We start from the raw sequence: 26,213 nt of genomic DNA, 5'->3' as shown, positions 1-26,213 counted from the left end.
GAGGAGATGACCGGTGCGCGCCGGGACGGCCTTTAAAGTTCGTGAGCGTGCGTGATGGATGGTATTTTCCTGCAGCAAATGGTCAACGGCCTGACTCTGGGTTCGGTCTACGGCCTGATCGCCATCGGTTACACGATGGTCTACGGCATCATCGGCATGATCAACTTCGCCCACGGCGACGTGTACATGATCTCCGCCTACCTCGCAGCCATCGGCCTGGCCGTGCTGTCTTTCTTCGGTATCGAGTCGTTTCCCTTCCTGATTCTCGGCACGCTGATCTTCACCATCGTGGTGACCGGTGTGTACGGCTTCGTCATCGAGCGTGTGGCCTACAAGCCGCTGCGCAACTCGACGCGGCTGGCACCGCTGATCAGCGCCATCGGTATATCCCTGATCCTGCAGAACTACGCGCAGATCGCTCAGGGCCCACGTCAGCAAGGCGTTCCAACCCTGCTTGAAGGGGCCATGCGTTTCGACGTCGGCTCAGGCTTCGTGCAGATCACCTACACCAAGATCTTCATCCTGGTGGCCGCCTTCATCGGCATGGGCGTGCTGACCTACATCATCAAGTACACCAAGCTTGGCCGGATGTGCCGCGCCACGCAGCAGGACCGCAAGATGGCGTCGATCCTGGGCATCAACACCGACCGGATCATCTCCTACGTGTTCGTCATCGGTGCAGCCATGGCGGCCCTTGCCGGCGTGCTGATTACCCTGAACTACGGCACATTCGACTTCTTCGCCGGGTTCGTCATCGGCATCAAGGCGTTCACTGCAGCGGTGCTGGGCGGTATCGGCTCACTGCCGGGCGCCATGCTGGGCGGGTTGATCCTGGGGGTTGCCGAGTCGCAATTCTCGGGCCTCATCAACTCCGATTACAAAGACGTGTTCAGTTTCGGCCTGCTGGTATTGATCCTGATCTTCCGTCCTCAAGGCCTGCTGGGTCGCCCACTCGTGGCGAAGGTGTGAACCATGTCTGCTCCTGTCAAACCCATCGATATCAAACAAAGCCTGATTGACGCGGTAATCGCCGGATTGCTCGCGCTGATCGTGTTCGGCCCTATCGTCGGCGTCGTGCTCGACGGTTACGGCTTCAATATGGAACCCAAACGAGTCGCCATGCTGGTGGGCGTGGTGGTGGTCGGCCGCTTCCTGATGAGCCTGTACCTGCAGACGCCCAAGGGCATGGCCATCGCCCAGAGCTTCGAAAGCTCGGGTTCGGGCGTGCATGTGCTGCCGCCTGGCTACAAGACCCGCCTGCGGTTCATCATTCCGATCATGATCCTGATCGCCGTGATCTTCCCGGTGTTCGCCGACAAGTATGTGCTGACCGTGGTCATCCTCGGCCTGATCTACGTGCTGCTGGGCCTGGGCCTGAACATCGTGGTGGGCCTGGCTGGCCTGCTCGACCTGGGTTACGTGGCGTTCTACGCCATCGGCGCCTACGGCCTGGCGCTGGGTTATCAGTACCTGGGCCTGGGCTTCTGGTCGGCGCTGCCGCTGGCAGCCATCGCTGCTGCGTTTGCGGGTTGCATCCTGGGCTTCCCGGTGTTGCGCATGCACGGTGACTACCTGGCCATCGTGACCCTGGGCTTCGGTGAAATCATTCGCCTGGTGCTCAACAACTGGCTGTCGTTCACCGGCGGCCCGAACGGCGTGCCGGTGCCTTCGCCAACCTTCTTCGGCCTGGAGTTCGGCCGTCGTGCCAAGGATGGTGGCATTCCGATCCACGAGTACTTCGGCTTCGAATACAACCCGGACCTGAAATTCATCTTCATCTACGCCGTGCTGTTCCTGGTGGTGCTGGCCGTGCTCTACATCAAGCATCGCCTGACCCGCATGCCGGTCGGCCGCGCCTGGGAAGCCCTGCGTGAAGACGAGATCGCCTGCCGCTCCATGGGCCTGAACCACGTACTGGTCAAGCTCTCGGCGTTCACCATCGGTGCATCGACCGCAGGTCTTGCCGGGGTGTTCTTCGCCAGCTACCAGGGCTTCGTCAACCCGACGTCGTTCACCTTCTTCGAATCCGCGCTGATCCTGGCCATTGTCGTGCTCGGCGGCATGGGCTCGACAGTGGGCGTGGTGATCGCCGCGTTCGTACTGACCGTCGCCCCTGAAATGCTGCGCAGCTTCGCCGAGTACCGCGTGCTGCTGTTCGGCATCCTGATGGTGTTGATGATGATCTGGCGCCCCCGTGGCCTGATCCGCATCAGCCGTACCGGTGTTCGCCCACGCAAAGGCGTGCTGGCCAAAGTGGAGGGCGCGTGATGAGCGACGAAATCGTTCTGTCCGTGGAAAACCTGATGATGCACTTCGGTGGCATCAAGGCCCTGAGCGACGTGAGCCTTGAGGTGCGTCGCAATTCGATCTTCGCCCTGATCGGCCCCAACGGCGCGGGCAAGACCACCGTGTTCAACTGCCTGACCGGCTTCTACAAGGCCACCGGCGGCAAGATCGAGCTCAATGCGCGGGGCAAGAAAACCAACGTCATCCAACTGCTCGGCGAGCAGTTCCAGGCCGCGGACTTCGCATCCCCCAAGCGTTTCGGCAGCCGGCTGTTCTACAAGATGTTCGGCGGCACCCACTTGGTGAACCGCGCAGGCCTGGCGCGGACCTTCCAGAACATTCGCCTGTTCAAGGAAATGTCCGTGGTCGAGAACCTGCTGGTGGCCCAGCACATGTGGGTCAACCGCAACATGATCGCGGGCATCCTCAATACCAAGGGCTACCGCAAGGCCGAGGAAGACGCCATGAACACGGCCTTCTACTGGCTCGAAGTGGTGGATCTGGTGGACTGCGCCAACCGCCTGGCCGGTGAGCTCTCCTACGGCCAGCAACGCCGCCTGGAGATCGCCCGCGCCATGTGCACCCGTCCGCAGGTGATCTGCCTGGACGAACCGGCCGCAGGCCTCAACCCGCAGGAAACCGAAGCGCTGAGCGGCATGATTCGCCACCTGCGCGACGACCACGACATGACCATCGTGCTGATCGAGCACGACATGGGCATGGTCATGGGCATTTCCGACGATATCGTCGTACTCGACCACGGCAACGTGATCGCCAAGGGCAAGCCGGAACAGATTCGCAACGATCCGAAAGTGATCGCCGCGTACCTGGGTGCTGATGAAGAGGAATTGGTATGAGTAAGCCGATCCTCGAACTGAAAGAGATCGACGTGTACTACGGGCCGATTCAGGCCCTGAAAAAAGTCTCGATGCATATCGACGAGGGCGAGACCGTCAGCCTGATTGGCTCCAACGGCGCAGGCAAGTCCACGCTGCTGATGTCGATCTTCGGCCAGCCGCGGGCTGCCAGCGGGCAGATCATCTATCAGGGCACCGACATCACCCAGAAGTCGTCGCACTACATCGCGTCCAACGGCATCGCGCAGTCGCCGGAAGGTCGTCGTGTGTTCCCCGACATGTCGGTGGAAGAGAACCTGATGATGGGCACCATCCCGATTGGGGATAAATACGCCAGCGAAGACATGCAGCGCATGTTCGACCTGTTCCCGCGGCTCAAGGAGCGTCGTAACCAGCGGGCGATGACCATGTCCGGGGGCGAGCAGCAAATGCTCGCCATCGCCCGCGCGCTGATGAGCCGGCCCAAATTGCTGCTGCTGGACGAACCGAGCCTGGGTCTGGCGCCGATCATCGTCAAACAGATCTTCGCCACCCTGCGTGAACTGGCGCAAACCGGCATGACCATCTTCCTGGTCGAGCAGAACGCCAACCACGCCCTGAAACTGTCAGACCGCGCCTATGTGATGGTCAACGGCGAGATTCGCCTGACAGGTACCGGTAAGGAGCTGCTGACCAACGAGGAAGTCAGGAACGCCTACCTCGGCGGGCATTGATTTCTACAGCGGTCTCGCAATTACAAAACGCCCTGAGTGTCAGACACTCGGGGCGTTTTGTTATAGACCCCCGTAGCAGTCCGGCTTGCCGGCGACAGCGATCTCACGGGTGCCTCGCCGGCAAGCCGGACTGCTACGAAAGGCAGAATGAGGTTCTTCCGCCGATTGTGGAAAACAATTTTCGACAACCGCCAAACCGCGACATATAGCCGCTGTAAATGGTTGTTTTGCCATGCTTTTGACTTGTTCAGTTTTACTGTGGGTGTGGCTGTGAATAAGTTGGTGGCAGTTGGCTACAAGCCTTTGTTTCCGTGGCTTTCAGGATGTTGGTCAATATTTGATCAATGGTTTCGGCCGGTATTTCGAGGGTATTTGTCAACGCTTTGAGGGCTGGTTTTTTATACAGTTAATGAGGTTGGCAAGCCTGTGGATAAGTCTGTGTGCAACCGTTGGAAATAGCGCCGCAGCTAGCGCAATCTCTAGGTTGCAGCGCACAGGCTTGACCGAGTGTGCAGTTTTGCTGTCGATTTGCTTGCAGATACGTTTCAGCGAGTCAACAGAAAAAGCTCGAAAACTTGCCCACAGCCCGCGCATGGCGTGGCTTTGGCCTTTTCGAGTTGCCCCCAGAGATTGTGCGTGTGGCTGTGGATAAGGTGGGCAAAACCCCTTGCAGGCCATATGGCATAAGGCTTTGCGTGGGTTGTACGTTTTTTGTACAGCGGGATCGTCTCATGAAGTTGTACGACGATTGTTGCCAGCGGACTTGATCCTGAGCCGTCTGGGCGGGCATTCTCCAGAACTTTCCTACGCGCAACGCCGCTTGCGTTTACCCAGGGCTTATACCGATAAGGCCGCAAACCCAGTCAGGAGAACTACATGACTTCCACCGTCTTCATCACCGGCGCCACTTCCGGGTTTGGCGAAGCCTGCGCACGACGTTTTGCAGAGGCGGGCTGGTCGCTGGTGCTGACCGGCCGCCGCGAAGACCGCTTGCAGGCCCTCAAAGCCGATCTGTCCAAGCAGACCAAGGTCCACACCCTGACGCTGGACGTGCGTGATCGCGCAGCCATGGAGAAGGCCATCGACGGCCTGCCGGCCGAGTTCGCCAAGATCCGTGGACTTATCAACAACGCGGGCCTGGCCCTGGGTATCGACCCTGCGCCCAAGTGCGATCTGGATGACTGGGACACCATGATCGACACCAACGTCAAAGGCCTCGTCTACACCACCCGCCTGCTGCTCTCGCGCCTGATCGCTTACGGCCGTGGCGCCAGCATCGTCAACCTGGGTTCGGTGGCGGGTAACTATCCGTATCCGGGCGGCAACGTGTATGGCGGCTCGAAAGCGTTCGTCGGTCAGTTCTCGCTGAACCTGCGCAACGACCTGATCGGCACTGGCGTGCGCGTGACGAACCTGGAGCCGGGCCTGTGCGAGAGCGAGTTTTCGCTGGTGCGTTTCGGCGGTGACCAGGCCAAGTACGACGCCACCTACGCGGGCGCCGAACCGATCCAGCCGCAGGACATCGCCGAGACGATCTTCTGGATCATGAACACCCCGGCCCACGTCAACGTGAACAACCTGGAGCTGATGCCCGTGAGCCAGACCTGGGCCGGCTTTGCGATTGACCGTACACGTGGTGAGACCAAGTAATCAGCCTGTGCTGGTCTTGTAGGAGCGCGCTTGCCCGCGATTGCGATCCAACTGGCGACTATGCCCTGTAGCAGCACGGCTTGCCGGCGTTATCGGTGTGTCAGACACCTCACGATTGACTGACACACCGTTATCGCGGGCAAGCGCGCTCCTACAGGTTAATCACGGAAGTATTCAGCCAAACCGATATAGCAAGTCGCCAGGTGATACGGCGTGGTCGAGGGCATGTCGCTGCGGCTGACCTGGCCTTGGTTATCCAGGCACTCGTTCCAGCCGCCTGCATGCAGGAAACGCTGCTGCAAGGCGTTCAACTGGCGCGCCAGCAATGCCTGACTGTCAGGACGAAGCGTCAGTGCCCGCAGGTACTCGGCCTGGGCCCAGATGCGCTGGGTGCCGTCTTTGACTGATCCATCCACCTCCAACATCGCCACCACCGCCCCTGTAAGCGGATCGACGCCTTGCGCCTGGGCGTGGGCGAATGCCGTGGTCAGCGAGCGATGCAGCGGTGTGCCGCGCAGATGCTTCGAGGACTCCAGCAGATAGAACCATTCGAACTGATGCCCAGGCTCTGACCAGTTATCCACAGCGTCCAGCGGCTTCTCCAGCATCACGCCGTGGGCGACATCCACAAAGCGTCGCTGCATGGCTTCGGCCAGTGCGTCGAGTGCGGCGAGGGTGTCTTCGTCTTCGCGCACCTCAAGCGTCGCCAGAAAAGCCTCGGCCAGATGCATCAACGGGTTCTGCAGGGGGCCTGCGTCCAGCGAAGACCAGTCCTCGTCCAGCACCGCTTCATACAGGCCATCGCCATCGGCAAACTGCTCGGCGACCACGTGCAGCGCTGCGTTGAGCACCGATTCGACCAATGGCTCGCGGACCTTGGCCCAGTAATGGGCGCAGGCAAAGATGATGAACGCGTGAGTGTAGAGGTCCTTGCGGCGGTCCAGCGGCGCACCCTGTGGATCGATGCTGTAGAACCAGCCGCCATGCTCGGCATCGTGGAAATGCCGCTGCAGGGAACGGAACAGTGCGGCGGCGCGCACCTCGGCGTCCGGCACCCGAGGGTTGCCGATGAAGCTGGCAAACAGGAACAACTGCCGCGCGCAGGCCATGGCGCGATAGCGCTGGGGCGGCAATGGCTGATGCGCCGCATCCAGTGCCTCATAGGGCAGCGCCATGTCCGCATTCCAGCCCGGCCCCTGCCAAAGCGGCACGATCGTTTGCATGAAGTGCTGCTGCACGGCATGGAACACAGCGGACAGTTCAGGCTTGGCGGCGGGGAGGGAAGCGTCTGGCATTGGATGGCGTCACGGCAGGAGGCAAATTGCGCGACATGGTAGCAGGAGGCGGGGATTTTGAGTCAGAAGCGGATCAATTGTAGGAGCGCGCTTGCCCGCGATCACGATCCAACTGGCGACGACGCTCCGTAGCAGCACGGCTTGCCGGCGGGAGCGGTGTGTCAGTCAATGGTGAGGTGTCTGACACACCGCTGTCGCGGGCAAGCGCGCTCCTACAAAAGCTTCAACCGGCGAACAACCACAGGCCAGTCGCAGCCGACAGCGCGCCTGCAATCCGCACCACGGGCGCGGCAGCGGCTGGCAGGAAACGCACCACGGCGTAGCCTGCGGCATGCAGCGCAGCGGTCGCGGCGACGAAGCCTGCGGCATAGCCCCACGGGCTCGACATCTCAGGCAGCTCCAGACCGTGAGCCACGCCGTGGAACATCGCAAACAGCGCGGTCGCCGTTACGGCCATGAACAGCGGCGGACGCACCGCCAGCGCCACCGCCAGTCCCAGCGCAAACACCGACGCCGCGATCCCGCTTTCCAGGCCAGGCAATTCCAGCCCTTCGAAACCCAGCAGGCCGCCGATCAGCATGGTGCCGACAAAGGTGCACGGCAGGGCCCAGCGCGCCGCGCCTTTCTGCTGCGCAGCCCACAGGCCCACGGCAACCATCGCCAGCAGGTGATCGAGGCCGCCCAGCGGGTGACCTATACCGGCCATCAAGCCGCTTTCGTCGTGACCGGGATGGGCAAAGGCCAGCGCCGGTGCCAGCAGCAGCGCCAGGGCGCCGAATACTTTTCTGCAGTTCATGTAGGGATTGTCCTTGAGTGAAAGAAATCAGGCAGCGGTCAGCAGACCCTGACGCTCGATGAAGGCGATGATGTCCTCCAGGCCATGGCCGGTTTTCTGGTTGCTGAACACGAAGGGCTTGTCGCCGCGCATCTTCCTGGTGTCGCGGTCCATCATCTCCAGCGACGCGCCCACTAGCGGCGCCAGGTCGATCTTGTTGATCACCAGCAGGTCAGACTTGCAGATCCCCGGCCCGCCCTTGCGTGGCAGCTTGTCGCCCGCCGAGACGTCGATCACGTAGATGGTCAGGTCCGACAGCTCAGGGCTGAAGGTTGCCGAGAGGTTGTCGCCGCCGGACTCGACGATGATCAGGTCCAGGCCTTCGAAGCGGCGGTTCAACTGGTCGACGGCTTCCAGGTTGATCGAAGCGTCTTCACGAATTGCCGTGTGCGGGCAGCCGCCGGTCTCCACGCCGATGATGCGCTCAGGCGCCAGTGCCTCGTTTCGCACCAGGAAGTCGGCGTCTTCGCGGGTGTAGATGTCGTTTGTGACCACGGCGAGGTTGTAGCGCTCGCGCAGGGCCAGGCACAGGGCAAGGGTCAGGGCGGTCTTGCCGGATCCGACCGGGCCGCCGATGCCGACTCGCAAGGGTTGGCTGTTCATCAAATGCTCTCCATTTAATCTTCTTGTGCGGTTCGTGTTGGCTGATATCAGGATCGAAACAGGCGGCTGTACTGGCGTTCATGGGCCATGCTCGACAGCGCCAGGCCGAACGGGGCACTGCCGAGATGCTCGGGGTCACGTTCAGTGGCGTGCCGCTGGGCCTGTTGCAGCAAAGGCGTAAGTTCGCTGGTCAGACGCTGAGCAGCCTGCTGGCCCAAAGGCAGGGTTTTCATCAGGACCGCCAACTGGTTTTCCAGCCAGCTCCATAGCCAGGCGGCCAGGGCGTCCTGCGGATCGATCTGCCAGGCACGGGCGGCCAGCGCCCAGCCCAGGGCCAGGTGCGGCTCATCGATTTGCCGCAGAAAATCCCGCGCAGGCTGATCTAGCTCCGGCAGGCCGTTGAGCAGTTGTTGCAACGAATAGCCCATCTGTCGGCTCTCCAGATGCAGCTCGCGGGTTTCGCGGCTGGCGCGGTGTTCTTCGCTCAATTGCAGCAGGCTCGCCCAGTCTTCCTGTGCGGCGGCTGTGCAATGGGCGAGTAACAACGGCGCCTCAAAACGGGCGAGGTTGAGCAGCAGTTGATCGCCGATCCAGCGGGCCGCGCTCTGCGGATCCTTGACCACGGCGTTCTCCACCGCCATCTCCAGCCCCTGTGAGTAGCTGTAGCCGCCAATGGGCAACTGCGGGCTCGCCAGGCGCAGCAGCGCCCAAGCCTTGTTCATGGACGTGGGCTCATTTGCGTACGCCGAACTGGTGAATGCGCGGGGCGTAGTTGAAGTCTTCTTCTCCAGCCCGCGAGTGATGATGGCCGCCACCGTAGGCGCCATGTTCGGGCTGGAACGGCGCTTCGATGGATTCCGTGGTCGCGCCCAGTTGGTCGAGCATGGCCTTGAGCACGTAGTCGTCGAGCAGCCGCAGCCAGCCGTCGCCGACCTGAAGTGCGACGTGGCGGTTACCCAGGTGATAGGCCGCACGGGTCAGTTCGAAGGCGCTGCTGCAGGTGACGTGCATCAGTTGCTCGGGGCGAGCGCAAACCCGCACGATGCGGCCATCTTCGGCCTTGAGAAAATCGCCGTCGCGCAACGGTGGTTGGCCACGCTCCAGGAACAGGCCAACGTCTTCGCCCTCGGCACTGAAACAGCGCAGGCGGCTTTTACTGCGCGCCTCGAAATTCAAATGCAGCTCGGCGGCCCATTCAGCCTGGGGCTCGATTCGTGTGTGAATCACCAGCATCGGAAAACTTCCAGCAATGTGCGATGCCATTTCTAGAGCAAGTGGCTTGCCAATCGGGGAAGTCTGAGGAAATTGCCTACAAATAGTGCGTGCGGGTCAGGCGTGGGATTTGATCGTGGGGTTTATTGGTGCGAGCGGGAATTAAACGCACCCATCTGGTGCGCCGCTGTAGGAGCGCGCTTGCCCGCGATTGCAGTGTGTCAGACGGCATCGATGGCACAGATACACCGCCGTCGCGGGCAAGCGCGCTCCTACAGGGTTTGCCTGGGAAATCGTCACTCGGTACTGCCCAATCCCTGCCAGCGCTTGGCGCCGATGAAGATGAAGCGCAATTGCTGGGTGATCTTCGCCCGAGGCGTCAGGTGTTCGGCCAGGGTCACGGACGGCGGGTCGATCAGTTCGGGGAGCATGGCGAACACGCTCTTGACCACAAGGTCGGCCATGACCGACAGGTCGTCGGTGTTGAGGTGGTGAAATTTGGGCATCGACGCAAGGTCGGTGGCAAGGTCGGCAATGATGCCTTCGCGCAGCGCGCCCAGTGCCTGGCGCACTTTCAGCGAGCCGCCGTACTGCTCGCGTGCCAGGAACAGGAACTGTGAACGGTTGGCCGCCACCACATCGAGGAAGATACGCACCGACGCATCGATGATGCCGCTGTTGAGGTTGTCGTTGCGGCGCACCCGGCGAATGGTTTCACGGAATGTCTGGCCGACTTCGCTGACCAGCGCCAGGCCCAGGTGGTCCATGTCGTCGAAGTGTCGATAGAAGCCGGTGGGCACGATGCCAGCGGTTTTGGCCACCTCGCGCAGGCTCAGGCTGCCAAAACCCCGGCCGCTCTCCATCAGCCCCCGTGCTGCATCGAGCAGGGCGTGGCGAGTCTGCTGTTTCTGTTCGGCGCGGGGCAACATGAGCGTGTGCATCTGAGTGAAGAATGGTCCGCACTCTAACAAATGCGCTTGCGGTGCGTCGAACCGGATCGACGCATCAATACGGTAGGCGGGAGGAATGTCTCAGGAAACGCGCTGATACTGCTGCACCAGGCGATCCGGGCCGTTATCGGCCACGCGCTGATACTGGTTGATCACGCGGTTGGTGTTGTCCTGGGCCAGGGTTGGCAGACCAACTTGCTGGGCCGCTTTCACCTCGCCGAGCACAGGTTGTTCGCTGGCAGGCATGGCGAACGCGCTCGAGGCGAGGAGGGAAAGGGTCAGGGCGATCAGTTGGCGTTTCATGAATGTGTGCTCCTCGAAAGGGCGTGTAGAGAACATGGAGTGAATTTTACCGGCGCCGCCTGGATAAAGAAGTTCAAAGGGCTGATGGTGACCATCGACGGAATTGATTCAGGGCTACAGGCCATGTAAAACGCGGCTTTCAGGCGGGTGAAAGCCAGTAGCAGCACGGCTTGCCGGCGGGAGCGGTGTGTTAGATATCGCTTGATTCACTGGCACACCGCCCCGCCGGCAAGCCGCACAGCTACGGGTTTTTTGATATTTCATCAAACCCACGCGGCTTTTGTCAGTCGAACGTCGCAATGACGTGTAAGACGCGCCCGGGAAGGTGCGTCGGTATTTGGGAGATTACGCAATGACGCGAGGACGCAAGATTTTCGCCTGGACGGTCGGCATCGTGCTGCTGTTGCTGGCCATTCTGATCATCGTGATCGCCACCTTCGACTGGAACCGGCTCAAGCCGACCATCAACGAAAAAGTGTCTGCCGAGATCCACCGACCGTTCGCCATCAACGGCAATCTGGCCGTGCTCTGGCGCCGCGAGCCGGATGAAGGCGGCTGGCGCGCCTGGGTGCCGTGGCCGCACATGTCGGCTGAAGACATCACTTTGGGTAACCCCGAATGGTCTAAAGAGCCTCAAATGGTTACCCTCAAGCGAGTGGAAATGCGCCTCGCGCCGCTGCCGCTTCTGGCTCAACGCGTAGTGATCCCGCGCATCGACCTGACCGAGCCCAATGCCAGAATCGAACGTCTGGCCGATGGCCGCGCCAACTGGGTGTTCGACCTGCCCAAGAGCGATCCCAACGCCGAGCCTTCCAGTTGGGTCATGGACATTGGCTCGATCGGCTTTGACAAGGGTCATGTCAGCTACAACGACAAAATGATCAACACCTCGGTGGACGTCGTGATCGACCCACTGGGCAAGCCGATTCCGTTCAGCGACATCGTAGGCAGCGGCGAGGCCAAGAAGGTCCAGGACAAGGGCGCATCGGCGCAGGACTACGCCTTCGGCTTCACCGCCAAGGGCCAGTACCACGGCCAGGCACTCAATGGCAGCGGCAAGGTTGGCGGGTTGCTGGCGCTCAAGGACGCGGCCCTGCCGTTTCCGGTGCAGGCCGATGTCAGCGCGGGCAACACCCGGGTGGCGGTCGCAGGCACCGTGACCGATCCGCAAAACCTTGGCGAACTGGACCTGCGCCTCAAACTGTCCGGTGACAGCCTGGGCAACCTGTATCCGCTGACCGGCGTAACCCTTCCCGATTCTCCGCCGTACTCGACCGATGGTCGCCTGATCGCCAAGCTACACGATCCGGCGGGCGCGGCGTTTCAGTACAAGGGCTTCAACGGCAAGATCGGTAGCAGTGACATCCACGGCGACCTGAGTTTCGTGGCCAGCCAGCCGCGTCCCAAGCTGACCGGCGCGCTGGTGTCCAACCAGTTGCTGATGACCGACCTCAAGCCGCTGATCGGTGCTGACTCCAACGCCGAGCAGAAATCCCGTGGCGGCGAGAGCAAGCAGCCTAAGGACAAGGTGTTACCGGTCGAGGAATTCAAGACTGATCGCTGGAGCGCGATGGACGCCGACGTGGAATTCACTGGCAAGAAGATCGTGCAGAGCGCTGAATTGCCGTTCACTGACCTCTACACCCACGTCGTGCTCAACGACGGCCAGTTGAGCATGGAGCCGCTGCGTTTCGGCGTGGCCGGTGGCAAGCTCGATGCCGACATCAAGCTCAACGGTCACACTCAGCCGCTGGAAGGCCGGGCGAAGCTGACCGCGCGCAACTTCAAGCTCAAGCAGCTGTTCCCGACCTTCGAACCGATGAAGACCAGTTTCGGTGAGTTGAATGGTGATGCCGACATCAGCGGCAAGGGCAACTCGGTGGCGGCGTTGCTGGGCACGGCCAATGGCGAGCTGAAAATGCTGGTCAACGATGGCGCGGTCAGCCGCGACCTGATGGAGATCGCCGGGCTCAACGTCGGTAACTACGTGGTCGGCAAGCTGTTCGGCGACAAGGAAGTGAAGATCAACTGCGCGGCGTCCGATCTTGGGATCAAGGATGGTCTGGCCACGACCAGGCTGTTCGTGTTCGATACCGAGAACGCGATCATCTACATCGATGGCACGGCGAACATGAAGACCGAGCAACTGGACATGAAGATCAGTCCGGAATCCAAGGGCTTCCGTGTGTTTTCCCTGCGCTCGCCGCTGTATGTGCGCGGGCCGTTCATCAAGCCCAATGCAGGTGTGGAAACCGGGCCGTTGTTGCTGCGTGGAGCCGGAATGGTCTTGCTGGGCGCGGCGGTGGGGCCTGCGGCAGGGCTGCTGGCGCTGGTCGCACCAAGCGGCGGCGAGCCGAACCAGTGCGCGCCGTTGCTTGAGCAGATGCGCGCGGGCAAGGCGCCGAAAACCGTGCAATAGGCGCCCGCCGTCCCGTAGCAGTTGAGCCTGGGTTCTGCGATCTGTAGGAGCGCGCTTGCCCGCGACGGCGGTATGTCTGGTAACACATCCATCACAGACACACCGCCGTCGCGGGCAAGCGCGCTCCTACGGGATCTGGGGTACAAAAAAAGCCAGGACACTGTCCTGGCTTTTTTACATCTGCCTTCAGTCATCACAGCCCGTCGAGAATGTCCGCCATGTCGTCGGCGTGTTCCTCTTCCTGGGCCAGGATTTCCTCGAAGATACGGCGCGTGGTCGGGTCTTTGTCGCCGATGTACTGAATGATCTCACGATAGCTGTCGATGGCAATGCGCTCGGCGATCAGGTCTTCGGTGACCATCTCTTTGAGCGTATTGCCCGCCACGTACTGCGCGTGGGAATTCTTGGACAGCAGGTCGGGATTCAGTTCCGGCTCGCCGCCCAACTGCACGATGCGCTCTGCGAGTTTGTCGGCGTGCTCGGCTTCCTGATTGGAATGCTCGAGAAATTCGGCGGCAGCCACTTGGGCTTTCACGCCCTTGGCCATGTAGTAATGGCGCTTGTACCGAAGCACGCAGACCCACTCGGTGGCCAGCGATGCATTGAGCAGGCGAATGATCTCTTCGCGGTCGCCATCGTAGCCTTCGGTCACGGCACCGTTTTCAACATTGTGACGCGCGCGCTCGCGCAGGGTGCTGACATCGGTTAATTGCTGCACATCGCTCATCATTTTTCTCCAGGGCTGATCCGGTTAATCCCGTCTCGCTCTTGATGGGCCGGTCACGAAAGGTCTGACCGGCCCTTGGCAAGATCGGGTCTTAAGGTGTGAGTGGTGCGCGAGGGGAAAAGTTTGATTTGTTTGCCGGCTTACATCGCCCGTTCGTTCGCCTCACGCTGCTCGCAGGTCATGAAGCCCTTGTTGTCCACCCGACCGTTGGCGTTGAAGGTGACGTAGTAGGTCTGCTGGTGGCCGTCCTTGTTCAGGACGTAGTTGTTGCACGTGCCAGGGTGAACCTTGCGGTGCACTCGGGTGGAGGGCTCGCCGCCGATGGTCAGCACTTGCTGCTCGGTCATGCCGTCGTCGACTTGCTTGACCAGCGGCTCATTGCGATAGGTGGCGTAGTCCACCGGGTTTTGCAGGGTTGTCGATGAACAGCCGGCCAGTGCGGCCATTGCAAACACTACTGCCAGAGATTGCTTGTACATAACCGGACACTCCACTGAAAGGCCATTAGTGGCCCGTTGCAGTTATGAGCCTTGGCCGATTGAAAGAGTTCGATCCAATAGATGGCGATGGGGCATTACTTGTTTTTGTCATCATCGATGAACGCTTTGCGACTACTGTCTGTAGGAGCGCGCTTGCCCGCGACCGCAGTGTGTCAGACACAGGACGGCACTTGACACACCGCGGTCGCGGGCAAGCGCGCTCCTACAGAATCAGGTGAGGGCTCAGGTAGTCATGACGCAAGATCAGGCCACGCAGTACCCCATTGTGTTGGTACCCGGGTTGTTGGGGTTCGTGAAGCTGGTGGTCTATCCGTATTGGTTCGGCATTGCCTCGGCGCTGCGTCGCGGCGGGGCGACGGTGATTCCGGTGATGGTTTCGGCGGTGAACTCTTCCGAGATCCGCGGCGAGCAATTGCTGGGGCGAATCGAGGAAATCCTCAGGGAAACCGGCGCGCAGAAGGTCAATCTCATCGGCCACAGCCAGGGCGCGTTGACCATCCGCTATGTGGCCGGGGTTCGCCCGGACCTGGTGGCTTCGGTGACATCGGTGGCCGGGCCCAATCACGGTTCGGAACTGGCGGATTTTCTCGAAGAGCACTTCCCGGTCAGCAAACTGCGCGGGCGGATGGTGCATGCCGTCATTCGTCTGAGCACCCTGGCGCTGGCGCTGCTCGACACCGGCTATCGCGGCACCCGGCTGCCCACCGACGTGCATGCCGCCCATGGCTCGCTCACCTCCAAGGGTGTCGCGAAATTCAATGCGCTGTTTCCCCAGGGCCTGCCGCTTGAGTGGGGCGGGCAGGGGCCTGAACTGGTCAACGGTGTGCGTTATTACTCTTGGTCCGGCACCTTGCAGCCGGGCCTGACTGACCGTGGCAAGAACCTGTTCGATACGACGAACCTGACCTGCCGGATGTTCGCCCGCACCTTCACCCGCGAACGGGAGAGCGATGGGATGGTCGGGCGCTTCAGTTCGCACCTGGGCACGGTCATTGGCGACAACTTCCCCCTCGATCATTTCGATATCGTCAACCAGCACCTGGGGCTGGTGGGCAAGGGCGCGGAACCGGTGCGGCTGTTCATGGAGCACGCCGCACGGCTCAAATCAGTCGGCCTTTGACGCCGTTGCCTGGGGCTTGCTGCGCAGGGGTGTGGTCCAGCGCTCGGCCAGGATCACTCCACTGAGGGTCAGCGCACCGCCGATGAAGTGATACACCGCCAGCTGTTCGCCCAATGCCAAGGCCGCTACCAGCGCGGTGAGAATGGGTACCAGGTTGAAGAACAGCGTGGTGCGGCTGGGGCCGAGCAGGGAGATGGCTTTCATCCACAACAGCGGCGCGATCATCGACACCGGAATGCAGGCATAGAGCACCAGCGGGATGTTGCTGGCGTTGAGGCCGGTCTTGGGCGAGAGCAGGAACAGTGGAAACAGCGCGACAATTGCCACCAGCACTTGCAGGTACAACAGTTGCAGCGGCGGCATGCGTAACTGCCACTTCTTCAATAGCGTGCTGTAGGTGGCGTAGGCAAAGGCGGCGACCAGCATCATCGCGTCGCCCAGATTGACCCCGTGGGCCACCAGTACCGTCCAGCTGCCCTGGGACACCACCAGCAGCACTCCCGCAAATGACACCCCGGCGCCGACCAGCGCGCCTGCCGTGAGCGCGGTGCCCAGGCTGGCAATCGACAGGCCAAGGGTCATCACCGGCACCAGTGACAGGATGATCCCCATGTTGGTCGCCGTGGTAATGCCCGCGGCGTAGTAGGCCAGGCTCTGGTAGACCGCCATGCCCAGCACGCCGAGCACGGCGACCTTGCCCAGGATCGGTTTGACCTGCGCACGGTTGCGCAGCACCGGGCCCAGCAGGAACGGGGTGAACAGCAGTCCCGCCAGCAGCCACCGATAGAAGCCGATCTCTGCCGGAAAGATTCGCCCGGCTGCCGCCTTGGTAATGACGTTGTTGCCCGCCCAGAGCATGACGGTGAACACAGGGTAGAGGTATTGCATGGGTAGGCCGCTGGCAGAGTGAGCGGCCATTATCGACGCGCTGAACCTCGCGTCTACCGCTAAGGGCGGATTCTCTGAAATATGCCGCAATAATCTTTGGCTACACTGCTTTCAAAGCTGCGTATGGACGCGGCGGTCCTGGAGAATGTCGATGAAAATGCTGCGTGTTCCTCTGTTGGTCATGGGCTTGTTGATGTGTGCCCAAGGGTTTGCCGCCACCGCGCAGCAAAACAAGATGACCACCTGCAACGCCGACGCCACTGCCAAATCCCTGAAGGGCGATGAGCGCAAGGCATTCATGAGCACTTGTCTGAAGGCCGCGCCAGCGCCCGCTGCCACCCAGCAGGACAAGATGAAAACCTGTAACGCCACCGCCACCACCCAGGCTCTCAAGGGCGATGCGCGCAAGACGTTCATGAGCGATTGCCTGAAGAAAAAATAGTCCCCCGTAGCAGCACGGCTTGCCGGCGGGAGCGGTGTATCGGCGAATGGTCGACTGCCTGACACACCGCTCCCGCCGGCAAGCCGTGCTGCTACGTTGCGTGATCTTCAAACACCCGTTGGCAAACCATGGTGTTTCAAATGGTTGCCACGCGACTGACGACACGCTTGGGCGCTGGTCCTCAACAGGGAACGCTGGCAGACTGCCGTACTTCCAAGCCGTTCGTTTTTTGAGGCTGTATGCCAACGTTTTCGCCGCGACAAGTGTATCTGGCCAGCTGCATTCTGGTGTTTGGTGGCCTGCTGCTGGTATTACCGCTCAAATTGCTGCCCAGCCTGCTGGCGGGCCTGCTGGTCTATGAACTGGTCGACATGCTCACCCCGCAACTGCAGCGCCTGATTGCTGGCGAGCGCGCCCGCTGGCTGGCGGTGGCGTTGCTGGGCACGCTGGTGGTGACGGTGCTGTCGCTGCTGTTTGCCGGCGCGATCAGCTTCGTGCTGCATGAGGCGGAAAATCCCGGTGCTTCTCTGGACAAGTTCATGACCCTGGTCGACCGTGCGCGGGGGCAACTGCCGCCATTCATCGACGGCTACCTGCCCGCCAGTGCCACCGAGTTCCAGGCTTCCCTCAGCGCCTGGCTGACCAAGCACATCGGCGAGCTGCAGATGCTCGGCAAGGGCGCGGCGCACATGTTCGTGACCCTGCTGATCGGCATGGTCCTGGGCGCGATTATCGCGTTGCAACGCATTCCTGACATCTCCAAGCGCAAGCCGCTGGCCGCCGCGCTGTTCGAACGCTTGCACCTGCTCAGCCAGGCATTTCGCAATATCGTTTTTGCCCAGATCAAAATCTCGGCGCTGAACACGATATTCACCTCGGTGTTCCTGGCGGTGATCCTGCCGTTGTGCGGCGTGCACCTGCCGCTGACCAAGACGCTGATCGTGCTGACCTTCCTGCTGGGCCTGTTGCCGGTGGTGGGCAACCTGATGTCGAACACGCTGATCTTCATCGTCGGCATGTCGCTGTCGATCTGGGTGGCGTTCGCGGCGCTGGGTTATCTGATCGTGATCCACAAGGTCGAGTATTTCCTCAACGCCCGGATCGTGGGCGGGCAGATCAGTGCCAAGTCTTGGGAGTTGCTGCTGGCGATGCTGATCTTCGAAGCGGCCTTTGGCCTGCCGGGGGTGGTGGCAGGGCCGATCTTCTATGCGTATCTCAAGAGCGAGCTACGCAGGGCGGAGCTGGTCTGACCGGCTGATAGAAATCTCTGTGGGAGCGGGCTCGCCCGCGAAGGCGGCGGTGCGGACAGATGGATATCTATCGCACGTCCCGGCCTCTTCGCGGGCGAGCCCGCTCCCACAGGTTTTTCAGAGCATTACGGGCTGGCTTCAGCCGTAACGCTTCTTGGCCTCGATCGCCAAGCCTGCGCCGATGCTGCCGAAAATGTTGCCTTCCACGTGCCGTGCCTTGGGCAGCATGGCCGCGACGCTGTTGCGCAGGGCCGGGATGCCGCTGGAGCCGCCGGTGAAGAACACCGTGTCGACGTCGGTCACGCCCACGCCAGCGTCGCCCAGCAACTGCGTGACGCTTTCACGCACACGTTCGAGCAGCGATTCGATCGACGACTCGAACAGTGCGCGGGTCAGGTCGACGCTCAGGCCCGACTCGACGCGATCCATCGGCACCACGCGGTTTTGCGCGTGGGTCAGCTGGATCTTGGTTTCTTCCACTTCCATCGCCAGCCAGTGCCCGGCGCGCTGTTCGATCAGCTTGAACAGGCGGTCGATGCCTAAGGTGTCTTCGATGTCGTAGCGCATGCTGCCCAGCGCCAGTTGCGACTTCTGCGAATACACCGAGTTGATGGTGTGCCAGGTCGCCAGGTTCATGTGGGTGCTGGTGGGCATGAAGGCGCCGCTCTTCATCCGGCTACCGTAGCCGAACAGCGGCATCACGCCTTGCAGGCTCAGTTGCTTGTCGAAGTCGGTCCCGCCGATGTGCACGCCGCCGGTGGCCAGGATGTCGCTCTGGCGCTCATCGACCAGCCGGCGCTCGGGCGACAGGCGCACCAACGAGAAGTCCGAAGTACCACCGCCGATGTCGACGATGAGCACCAGTTCTTCGCGTTCCAGGGTCGACTCGTAGTCGAATGCCGCCGCGATGGGCTCGAACTGGAAGGACACGTCCTTGAAGCCGATCTTGCGCGCAACCTCGGCCAGGGTGTCTTCGGCTTCCTGGTCGGCGGCGGCGTCGTCATCGACGAAATGCACCGGGCGGCCCAGCACCACTTGCTCGAACGACTGGCCGGCGGCGGCTTCGGCGCGCTTTTTCAGCTCACCGATGAACAGCCCCAGCAAGTCCTTGAACGGCATGGCCGTGCCCAGCACGCTAGTGTCGTGCTTGATCAGCTTGGAGCCCAGCAAGCTCTTGAGCGAGCGCATCAGGCGGCCTTCGTAGCCTTCAAGGTACTCGTGCAGCGCCAGGCGACCGTAGACAGGCCGACGTTCTTCGATGTTGAAGAAGACCACCGACGGCAGGGTGATCTTGTCGTCCTCCAGCGCGATCAGCGTTTCCGCTCCGGGGCGCAGCCAGCCGACCGTGGAGTTGGAGGTGCCGAAGTCGATGCCTAGGGCACGGGCTGGGGATGGGGTACTCATGTTCTGTACGTTCCGGTCAAAAAAACGGCCGCGCAGTGTATGCGAGAGTGCGCCGGATGCGTAGCGCGAAACGTCGGTTTATGCGGCTATTTCTTGTCCCCGGCCTTGAACTTGGGCCCTGCACCCCCAATCTTGCAGGCAACTCTCAATGCATTCGGCCTGTTTGAACACCCGTTTCAAGCTTGCGAGGCCGTGTGCCGATAACCTTGCAACATTCAGCGCAGCCAACGTTCTCATCTTTAACGCAGACCGAGATGTGCTGGATTCTCCGGAATGGGTGACCGTTACATGGACTTCAAAGACTATTACAAGATTCTTGGCGTGGAGCCGACGGCGGACGAGAAGACGATCAAGACCGCCTATCGCAAGCTCGCGCGCAAGTATCACCCGGACGTCAGCAAAGAAGCTGGCGCCGAGGACAAGTTCAAAGAGGCCTCCGAGGCCTATGAAGCGCTGAGCGATCCTGAAAAGCGCGCCGAGTACGACGACATTCGCAAGTACGGCCAGCAGGGCCGCTTCCAGCCGCCTCCGGGCTGGCAGGGGCGCGGCGGCGCGGGCCAGGGCTTTGGCGGTGGCGCGGGTGGCTTCGAGGGCGGGGATTTCTCCGATTTCTTCAGCTCGATCTTTGGCAATCGTGGCGGACCACAGGGTGGCCGTCCGCGCAGCTCTGGCCGTCGAGGGCAGGACGTGGAACTGGAACTGGCGATTTTCCTGGAGGAAACCCTCTCCACCGAATCCAAGAAGATCAGCTTCAAGGTGCCGCAGCATGCCGCCAACGGCCAGCGCATGGCGGACATCACCAAGAACCTGAACGTGAAGATCCCGGCGGGCGTCACCGACGGCGAGCGCATTCGCCTCAAGGGCCAGGGCGCGCCAGGTGTCGCCGGTGGGGAAAACGGCGATCTGTTCCTGACCATTCGTCTGGCGCCGCACCCCAACTTCGACGTCGAAGGGCATGACCTGATTATCACTGTGCCGCTGGCCCCATGGGAGGCTGCGCTGGGAACCAAGGTCGCGATGCCGACCCTGACCGGCAAGATCAACCTGACCATTCGTCCGGACAGCCAGAGCGGGCAGCGATTGCGGGTCAAAGGTAATGGTCTGTTGAACAAGAAGGGCGAGCGTGGCGATCTGTTCGCGCAACTCAAGATCGTCATGCCCAAGGCCACCGATGATGCCACCAAAGCACTTTGGGAGAAGCTGGCCGAGAAGGCGGCGTTCGATCCGAGGGCTCAATGGAGTAACTGACAATGCGCAACACCCTGGTCGTAGACATGCAGGAGTTCTGTCAGGTAGTCGACATGCCGGTCGCCTATGTCATGGAAATCGTCGAGCACGGCATAGTCGAACCCCAGGGTACGCGGCCCGATGAATGGCTGTTCGACACCTATTCGCTGTCGGTGGCCAAACGGGCAGTCAAGCTGCACCACGAACTGGAACTTGAATGGGACGGCGTCGCCCTGGCGCTGAACCTGCTGGACGAGCTTGAGCAGGTGCGGGCCGAGAACCGCATGCTCAAGCAGCGTCTGGGGCGTTTTTTGCTGGATTGAGTGTTCCTGACTCACCTGCCCCGTAGCAGCACGGCTTGCCGGCGGGAGCGGTGTATCAGCAAAGGGTGGACTGCCTGACACGCCGCTCCCGCCGGCAAGCCGTGCTGCTACGGGTGTGTGGTGAGGCTTTTATCCTTTCTTCGGCAATACCACGGTGAACGTGGTGCCATCGCCGACGTTCGACGTCACCGTGATACTGCCACTGTGGGCGTTGACCACTTCCTTGACGATGAACAATCCCAACCCAAGGCTGGTGGAGGGGTTGTGATTGCCCACTTCCTCATTCAATGAACGCACCAGCGGGTCGAAAATACTGCCAATGGCTTCCTGGGCAATGGGTTCGCCGTCGTTGTGCACCGACAGGCTGATGTGATGCTCGCTGCCCATCAGCGACACACTGATCCTGTGGGTCGAGGCGCCGTGTTGCAGGGCGTTGCCGATGAGGTTTTGCAGCAGTTGGTCGATCCGTGCCCGGTCCCATTCGCCCTGGGTGTCACCGGTGGAGGTGAACACCGGATCGCAATCGGGCTGCCCGGCGCTGGCGGCGTCGATGGCATCCCGGCAGGCGATGGTCATTTCCATGGGCTTGCGTTCGATTGGCAAGGTGCTGCCCAAGCGGCTGCGCACGAATTCCAGCAGATCGTTGACCATGGTCGCCATGTGCCGGCTGCTGCTCTTGATGCGTTTGACGTAGGCCATGTCGGCCTCACTGATGCCCGCCTTGCGCATCAGTATTTCCGAAGACATGCCAATCGCCTGCAATGGCGCGCGCAGGTCGTGGCCAAGGATCGCCAGGAAGATGTCCCGCGAGCGGTTCACCCGTTCGGCATAGGCAGCGGTGGATTCGGCCAGGGCCTCGTCGATGGCTTCGTTGAAGCGAATCATGTCGGTAAAGTGGCCGATCTGCGGCGAATCCAGGCTTTCCACCCAGAACCGGATGACCGTTGCGCGCAGGTGGCGAAACTCGGAGGTCATCTGCACCAGGTCGAACCCCACCGTGTGGCGCAATTCGCCATGGCTGGCCGCCGCCTCGTCCAGTGCGGGCGTCTTGCCGACATCCTCGCCCTGGGCCTTGGCGATCTGTTCGGCCTTGGTCTGCGCGGTGTTCATGTCTCGCGCTGCGGCCAGCAGGATGGATTTGGCGTGATCGCGCAATTCCACGCTGTTCAGCGTGTCAGCGGCAGGGGTGAGGGTCGCGGCGAACTTTTCCCATTCATCGACGATGCGGTCCACGTTCTGCACGATGAAGTCGGATAGACGCATGGAAGACAACCTTGCTGGCGTGGCGCTGGATGAGGTGGGGCCATCTTAGCGCCATGTTGTGGCAGGTAGAACAGCGGATTTTCACAGCCACCCCACGGCCTTGTAGGAGCGCGCTTGGTCTGGGCCGCATCCGGACGACGGCGGTGTGTCAGGCAACAACGATGTCACCGGCAAACCGCAATCGCGGGCAAGCGCGCTCCTACAGGCGTTAGAACAGGAAATACCGCTGCGCCATCGGCAGCACCTCGGCAGGCTCGCACCACAACAGCACGCCATCGGCCTTGACCTGGTAGGTCTGCGGATCGACGTCGATCTTCGGCAGGTAGTCATTGTGGATAAGATCGGCCTTGGTCACGCTGCGGCAACCCTTGACCACGCCAATCTGTTTCTTCAAACCCAGTTGCTCCGGCACGCCGGCATCGAACGCCGCCTGGCTGATAAACGTCAGGCTGCTGGCGTGCAATGAGCTGCCGTAGCTGGCGAACATCGGGCGGTAGTGCACCGGTTGGGGCGTCGGGATCGAGGCGTTGGCGTCGCCCATCAGGCTTGCGGCGATGGAGCCGCCCTTGAGGATCAGCGTCGGCTTGACCCCGAAGAACGCCGGGCGCCACAGCACCAGGTCTGCCCACTTGCCGACTTCGACGGAGCCCACTTCATGGCTGATGCCGTGGGTGATCGCCGGGTTTATGGTGTATTTGGCGATGTAGCGCTTGGCGCGGAAGTTGTCGTTGCCTTCGCCGTCACCGGGCAGCGGGCCGCGCTGGCGTTTCATTTTGTCGGCGGTCTGCCAGGTGCGCAGGATCACCTCGCCGACGCGGCCCATGGCCTGGCTGTCGGAGCTGAGCATGGAGAACGCGCCCAGGTCATGCAGGATGTCTTCGGCGGCGATGGTTTCGCGGCGGATGCGGCTTTCGGCGAAGGCCACGTCTTCGGCGATGCTCGGGTCCAGGTGATGGCAGACCATCAGCATGTCCAGGTGCTCGTCGATGGTGTTGCGGGTGAACGGCCGGGTCGGGTTGGTCGAACTCGGCAGGACGTTGGGGAAGCCGCAGGCCTTGATGATGTCCGGCGCGTGGCCGCCACCGGCACCTTCGGTGTGGTAGGTGTGAATGGTGCGGTTCTTGAACGCGCCCAGGGTGGTTTCGACGAAACCGGATTCGTTAAGGGTGTCAGTGTGGATCGCCACCTGGACGTCGTACTGGTCGGCAACGCTCAGGCAGTTGTCGATGGCCGCAGGCGTGGTGCCCCAGTCTTCGTGCAGCTTGAGGCCGATGGCGCCGGCTTTCACCTGCTCGATCAAGGGTTCAGGCACGCTGACGTTGCCCTTGCCGGTGAAGCCGATGTTCATCGGGAAGGCTTCGGCGGCCTGCAGCATGCGCATCATGTGCCATTTGCCGGGGGTGACGGTGGTGGCGTTGGTGCCCGTCGCAGGGCCGGTGCCGCCGCCGATCATGGTGGTCACGCCGCTCATCAGCGCTTCTTCGATCTGCTGCGGGCAGATGAAGTGGATATGGGTGTCGACACCGCCTGCGGTGAGGATCATGCCTTCACCGGCGATGATCTCGGTGGCCGCGCCGATGGCGATGGTCACATCGGGCTGGATATCCGGGTTGCCGGCCTTGCCGATGGCGGCGATGCGGCCGTTCTTCAGGCCCACGTCGGCCTTGACGATGCCCCAGTGGTCGATGATGAGCGCGTTGGTAATCAGCGTGTCGACGACGTCGTCGGCGTTCAACTGGCCCTGGCCCATGCCGTCGCGGATGACCTTGCCGCCGCCGAACTTCACTTCCTCGCCGTAAACGGTGAAGTCCTTCTCGACCTCGACCCACAGCTCGGTGTCGGCCAGACGCACACGGTCGCCGACGGTGGGGCCGAACATGTCGGCGTGGGCTTGTCTGGAAATCTTCATGACGCTTCCTTGAATTCAAAGAGAGATCACGGGTGTTGCAGCTTCCGTAGGAGCGCGCTTGCCCGCGATTTGCGATGGTCCTGTGACATGGTTATCGCTGACCCGACGCTGTCGCGGGCAAGCGCGCTCCTACAGGGGCGCCGGAAACTAGAGGTCGCCCATCACCCGCCCGGCAAACCCGAACACCCGGCGATGCCCGGCCAGGTCAACCAGCTCGACTTCCCGCGATTGCCCCGGTTCAAAGCGCACGGCGGTGCCCGCCGGGATGTTCAGGCGCATGCCGCGGCTGGTGGCGCGGTCGAAGGTCAGGGCGTCGTTGGTTTCGAAAAAATGGAAATGCGAGCCGACCTGAATGGGCCGGTCACCGCTGTTGGCGACGCTCAGGGTGACGGTGCGGCGGCCGACATTGAGTTCGATCTCGCCGGGCTGGATCTGGTATTCACCAGGAATCATGCGCTCTTCCTCGACAGTAATTTGTAATAGATGGCGGTGGCCCGGTATTCGCCGTCGGGGTTACAGGCGTAGTCCGGCAGCTTGCCGCACAGCACGTACCCCAAGGCGCGATAGAAATCTTCAGCCGGGGAGCCGGCCAGGGTGTCCAGGAACAGCAGCCCGCGCTGATGCTGGTGCGCGGCCTGTTCGACGGCGTGCATCAGTTGCGTGGCCAGGCCATGGCGGCGGGCGTGCTGCATCACCAGGAGCTTCTGCACCTCGGCACGATTGAGTCCGTTGGCCTTCTGGCACAGGGCAAGCTGCACCGTGGCCAGCACCTGCTCGTCCTGCACCACGACCCACAGCAACACGTTGCCTTGCTCGACCTCGGTCTTGACGCCACTCCACCATTGATAGGCCTCGTCGGCATTGATGTCGGTCATGAAGCCCACCGACGCGCCATGCTCGACGGCATCGAGCAACACGCTCACCAGGCCCTGGTGGTAGTGCGCAAAGCTTTCACGGGTCACGCGTCGCAGTTGAGCAGCATTCATGGCGGACATTCCTTTCAGAGAGGGAAGATCAGGCTTTGGCCGGGGCTTGCGAAGGTGGTGCCGAAGCGCCCGGCGACAGGTCAAGTTGCATGAAAGTCAGGTCCAGCCAGCGGCCGAACTTGGTGCCGACCTGCGGCATCTGCCCGGTGGTGACGAAGCCTTCACGTTGATGCAGATAAATCGATGCGGCGTTACCGCTCTCGATGGCCGCGACCATCATGTGCTTGTCGCACGCGCGGGCGCGTTCGATCAGCGCCTTCATCAGCAGGGGGCCCAGGCCGTTGCCGCGCTGGTCGGCGCGCACGTACACCGAATGCTCCACCGTGTGGCGGAAGCCTTCGAAGGGGCGCCAGTCGCCAAACGAGGAGTAGCCCAGCACCTGATCGGCGTCATCGACCACCACCAGAATCGGATAGGCCTGGGTCTGGCGGGCCGCGAACCACGCCTGGCGGTTGGCCAGGTCCACCGGTTGTTCGTTCCAGATCGCCGTGGTGTTGAGGACGGCGTCGTTGTAGATGTCCAGCACGGCAGGCATGTCAGTCAGCAGTGCGTCACGAATCGTATAAGTCATGTTCGTTTTCACTTGTTCAAAAAGCAGTTTCAGGCGATGGGCTGGTGCACGGTGACCAGCTTGGTGCCGTCGGGAAAGGTCGCCTCGACCTGGATCTCCGGGATCATTTCCGGCACGCCTTCCATCACCTGTTCGCGGGTCAGTAGGGTGGTGCCGTAGTGCATCAGCTCGGCGACGGTCTGGCCATCGCGCGCGCCTTCCAGGAGGGCGGCGGAGATGAAGGCCATGGCTTCCGGGTAATTGAGTTTCAAACCCCGTGCCAACCGCCGCTCGGCCACCAGGCCTGCGGTGAAGATCAGCATCTTGTCTTTTTCGCGTGGAGTCAGGTCCATGTGTTTTTCCGTTTCAAAACCAGATAAGTGAAGACACCCTAACCCTGTAGGAGCGGGGGGGGGGGGGGGGGGGGGGGGGGGGGGGGGGGGGGGGGGGGGGTGGGGGGGGGGGGGGGGGGGGGCGGGGGCGGGCCGCGCGCGGGCGCGG

Annotated in this window: 28 protein-coding genes; 11 read left to right on the top strand and 17 right to left on the bottom strand. The window is 61.8% G+C overall.

Annotated elements, in window-relative coordinates:
- The first annotated feature begins 54 nt into the window (after positions 1–54).
- The 5 genes from ACIPOO_RS07440 to ACIPOO_RS07420 all read left to right on the top strand — a co-directional run bounded on the left by ACIPOO_RS07440 (position 55) and on the right by ACIPOO_RS07420 (position 5,506).
- Positions 55–969 carry a branched-chain amino acid ABC transporter permease LivH gene (locus tag ACIPOO_RS07440; RefSeq protein ID WP_400605529.1) on the top strand — a complete coding sequence of 305 codons (915 nt, stop codon included), beginning with the start codon at positions 55–57 and terminating at the stop codon, positions 967–969.
- A 3-nt stretch (positions 970–972) separates the two neighbouring features.
- Positions 973–2,268 carry a high-affinity branched-chain amino acid ABC transporter permease LivM gene (gene livM, locus ACIPOO_RS07435; RefSeq protein WP_274136120.1) on the top strand — a complete coding sequence of 432 codons (1,296 nt, stop codon included), beginning with the start codon at positions 973–975 and terminating at the stop codon, positions 2,266–2,268.
- A complete protein-coding gene (locus tag ACIPOO_RS07430; RefSeq protein WP_274136122.1) occupies positions 2,268–3,143 on the top strand; it encodes an ABC transporter ATP-binding protein in 876 nt (291 codons plus the stop codon). The genes livM and ACIPOO_RS07430 overlap by 1 nt, the downstream gene beginning before the upstream one ends.
- The gene (locus ACIPOO_RS07425) at positions 3,140–3,856 is read left to right on the top strand and encodes an ABC transporter ATP-binding protein (protein WP_400605526.1); all 717 of its coding nucleotides are present in this window, start codon (positions 3,140–3,142) and stop codon (positions 3,854–3,856) included. The genes ACIPOO_RS07430 and ACIPOO_RS07425 overlap by 4 nt, the downstream gene beginning before the upstream one ends.
- An 876-nt stretch (positions 3,857–4,732) precedes the next feature.
- Complete coding sequence (locus ACIPOO_RS07420; protein WP_274136125.1) at positions 4,733–5,506, top strand: SDR family oxidoreductase; 774 nt, start codon at positions 4,733–4,735, stop codon at positions 5,504–5,506.
- A 158-nt stretch (positions 5,507–5,664) separates the two neighbouring features.
- On the opposite strand, the gene ACIPOO_RS07415 is transcribed toward ACIPOO_RS07420, so the two are convergent.
- The 7 genes from ACIPOO_RS07415 to ACIPOO_RS07385 all read right to left on the bottom strand — a co-directional run bounded on the left by ACIPOO_RS07415 (position 5,665) and on the right by ACIPOO_RS07385 (position 10,704).
- On the bottom strand, positions 5,665–6,801 hold the full coding sequence (locus tag ACIPOO_RS07415; RefSeq protein WP_400605523.1) for an AGE family epimerase/isomerase: 1,137 nt from the start codon (positions 6,799–6,801) through the stop codon (positions 5,665–5,667).
- Between the two features lie 223 nt (positions 6,802–7,024).
- Positions 7,025–7,597: a HupE/UreJ family protein gene (locus ACIPOO_RS07410; RefSeq protein ID WP_400605520.1), complete on the bottom strand. Its 573-nt coding sequence runs from the start codon at positions 7,595–7,597 to the stop codon at positions 7,025–7,027.
- Positions 7,598–7,624: 27 nt separating this feature from the next.
- Complete coding sequence (ureG, locus tag ACIPOO_RS07405; RefSeq protein WP_274136825.1) at positions 7,625–8,239, bottom strand: urease accessory protein UreG; 615 nt, start codon at positions 8,237–8,239, stop codon at positions 7,625–7,627.
- Between the two features lie 47 nt (positions 8,240–8,286).
- Entirely contained in the window at positions 8,287–8,961 is a 675-nt protein-coding gene (locus ACIPOO_RS07400) for an urease accessory protein UreF (protein ID WP_400605518.1), read from the bottom strand.
- 10 nt (positions 8,962–8,971) lie between these two features.
- On the bottom strand, positions 8,972–9,472 hold the full coding sequence (gene ureE / locus ACIPOO_RS07395; protein ID WP_400605515.1) for an urease accessory protein UreE: 501 nt from the start codon (positions 9,470–9,472) through the stop codon (positions 8,972–8,974).
- Positions 9,473–9,747: 275 nt separating this feature from the next.
- Positions 9,748–10,380 (bottom strand): TetR family transcriptional regulator, encoded by a 633-nt coding sequence (locus ACIPOO_RS07390; protein ID WP_274136830.1) that lies wholly within the window; start codon positions 10,378–10,380, stop codon positions 9,748–9,750.
- Between the two features lie 102 nt (positions 10,381–10,482).
- The gene (locus ACIPOO_RS07385) at positions 10,483–10,704 is read right to left on the bottom strand and encodes a hypothetical protein (RefSeq protein WP_274136832.1); all 222 of its coding nucleotides are present in this window, start codon (positions 10,702–10,704) and stop codon (positions 10,483–10,485) included.
- Between the two features lie 352 nt (positions 10,705–11,056).
- Between ACIPOO_RS07385 and ACIPOO_RS07380 the strand changes: the two genes are divergently transcribed.
- Entirely contained in the window at positions 11,057–13,123 is a 2,067-nt protein-coding gene (locus tag ACIPOO_RS07380) for an AsmA family protein (RefSeq protein WP_400605513.1), read from the top strand.
- A gap of 193 nt (positions 13,124–13,316) precedes the next feature.
- On the opposite strand, the gene ACIPOO_RS07375 is transcribed toward ACIPOO_RS07380, so the two are convergent.
- Positions 13,317–13,850, bottom strand: a complete 534-nt coding sequence (locus tag ACIPOO_RS07375) for a bacterioferritin (protein ID WP_274136219.1) — start codon at positions 13,848–13,850, stop codon at positions 13,317–13,319.
- 140 nt (positions 13,851–13,990) lie between these two features.
- Positions 13,991–14,329, bottom strand: a complete 339-nt coding sequence (gene osmE, locus ACIPOO_RS07370; protein WP_274136221.1) for an osmotically-inducible lipoprotein OsmE — start codon at positions 14,327–14,329, stop codon at positions 13,991–13,993.
- A 253-nt stretch (positions 14,330–14,582) separates the two neighbouring features.
- On the opposite strand from osmE, the gene ACIPOO_RS07365 reads away from it, so the two are divergent.
- Entirely contained in the window at positions 14,583–15,470 is an 888-nt protein-coding gene (locus ACIPOO_RS07365; protein WP_274136223.1) for a triacylglycerol lipase, read from the top strand.
- Here the strand turns inward: ACIPOO_RS07365 and ACIPOO_RS07360 are convergent.
- Positions 15,456–16,358, bottom strand: a complete 903-nt coding sequence (locus ACIPOO_RS07360; protein ID WP_400605510.1) for a DMT family transporter — start codon at positions 16,356–16,358, stop codon at positions 15,456–15,458. The two genes, ACIPOO_RS07365 and ACIPOO_RS07360, sit on opposite strands and share 15 nt — an antisense overlap.
- 151 nt (positions 16,359–16,509) lie before the next feature.
- Between ACIPOO_RS07360 and ACIPOO_RS07355 the strand changes: the two genes are divergently transcribed.
- Positions 16,510–16,800, top strand: a complete 291-nt coding sequence (locus ACIPOO_RS07355) for a PsiF family protein (protein WP_274136227.1) — start codon at positions 16,510–16,512, stop codon at positions 16,798–16,800.
- A gap of 239 nt (positions 16,801–17,039) precedes the next feature.
- Positions 17,040–18,050 carry an AI-2E family transporter gene (locus tag ACIPOO_RS07350; protein ID WP_274136229.1) on the top strand — a complete coding sequence of 337 codons (1,011 nt, stop codon included), beginning with the start codon at positions 17,040–17,042 and terminating at the stop codon, positions 18,048–18,050.
- A 138-nt stretch (positions 18,051–18,188) separates the two neighbouring features.
- Here the strand turns inward: ACIPOO_RS07350 and ACIPOO_RS07345 are convergent, their stop codons facing one another.
- Positions 18,189–19,454: an Hsp70 family protein gene (locus tag ACIPOO_RS07345; RefSeq protein ID WP_400605507.1), complete on the bottom strand. Its 1,266-nt coding sequence runs from the start codon at positions 19,452–19,454 to the stop codon at positions 18,189–18,191.
- Between the two features lie 288 nt (positions 19,455–19,742).
- On the opposite strand from ACIPOO_RS07345, the gene cbpA reads away from it, so the two are divergent.
- Positions 19,743–20,702 carry a curved DNA-binding protein gene (cbpA, locus tag ACIPOO_RS07340; RefSeq protein WP_274136261.1) on the top strand — a complete coding sequence of 320 codons (960 nt, stop codon included), beginning with the start codon at positions 19,743–19,745 and terminating at the stop codon, positions 20,700–20,702.
- A 2-nt stretch (positions 20,703–20,704) separates the two neighbouring features.
- Complete coding sequence (locus tag ACIPOO_RS07335; protein ID WP_274136233.1) at positions 20,705–21,004, top strand: chaperone modulator CbpM; 300 nt, start codon at positions 20,705–20,707, stop codon at positions 21,002–21,004.
- A gap of 129 nt (positions 21,005–21,133) precedes the next feature.
- Here ACIPOO_RS07335 and ACIPOO_RS07330 read toward each other — a convergent pair whose 3' ends face one another.
- The 6 genes from ACIPOO_RS07330 to ACIPOO_RS07305 form a co-directional block, all read right to left on the bottom strand.
- Positions 21,134–22,267: a sensor histidine kinase gene (locus ACIPOO_RS07330; protein WP_400605505.1), complete on the bottom strand. Its 1,134-nt coding sequence runs from the start codon at positions 22,265–22,267 to the stop codon at positions 21,134–21,136.
- A 208-nt stretch (positions 22,268–22,475) separates the two neighbouring features.
- Entirely contained in the window at positions 22,476–24,176 is a 1,701-nt protein-coding gene (gene ureC, locus ACIPOO_RS07325; protein WP_400605503.1) for an urease subunit alpha, read from the bottom strand.
- A gap of 147 nt (positions 24,177–24,323) precedes the next feature.
- The gene (locus ACIPOO_RS07320; protein WP_274136237.1) at positions 24,324–24,629 is read right to left on the bottom strand and encodes an urease subunit beta; all 306 of its coding nucleotides are present in this window, start codon (positions 24,627–24,629) and stop codon (positions 24,324–24,326) included.
- Positions 24,626–25,162, bottom strand: a complete 537-nt coding sequence (locus tag ACIPOO_RS07315) for a GNAT family N-acetyltransferase (RefSeq protein ID WP_400605500.1) — start codon at positions 25,160–25,162, stop codon at positions 24,626–24,628. Before ACIPOO_RS07315 ends, ACIPOO_RS07320 begins: the two co-directional genes overlap by 4 nt.
- A gap of 28 nt (positions 25,163–25,190) precedes the next feature.
- Positions 25,191–25,733, bottom strand: coding sequence for a GNAT family N-acetyltransferase (locus tag ACIPOO_RS07310; protein WP_400605498.1), 543 nt, complete (start codon positions 25,731–25,733; stop codon positions 25,191–25,193).
- A gap of 29 nt (positions 25,734–25,762) precedes the next feature.
- The gene (locus tag ACIPOO_RS07305) at positions 25,763–26,065 is read right to left on the bottom strand and encodes an urease subunit gamma (RefSeq protein ID WP_274136241.1); all 303 of its coding nucleotides are present in this window, start codon (positions 26,063–26,065) and stop codon (positions 25,763–25,765) included.
- Between the last annotated feature and the right edge of the window lie 148 nt (positions 26,066–26,213).

Origin of the sequence: Pseudomonas sp. NPDC090201, assembly GCF_044746825.1 — a bacterium.
GTDB classification, from domain to species: Bacteria; Pseudomonadota; Gammaproteobacteria; order Pseudomonadales; family Pseudomonadaceae; genus Aquipseudomonas; species Aquipseudomonas putida_AD.
Note: the sequence above shows the minus strand (reverse complement) of the source record. Positions and strands in the feature narration are given on the sequence as shown.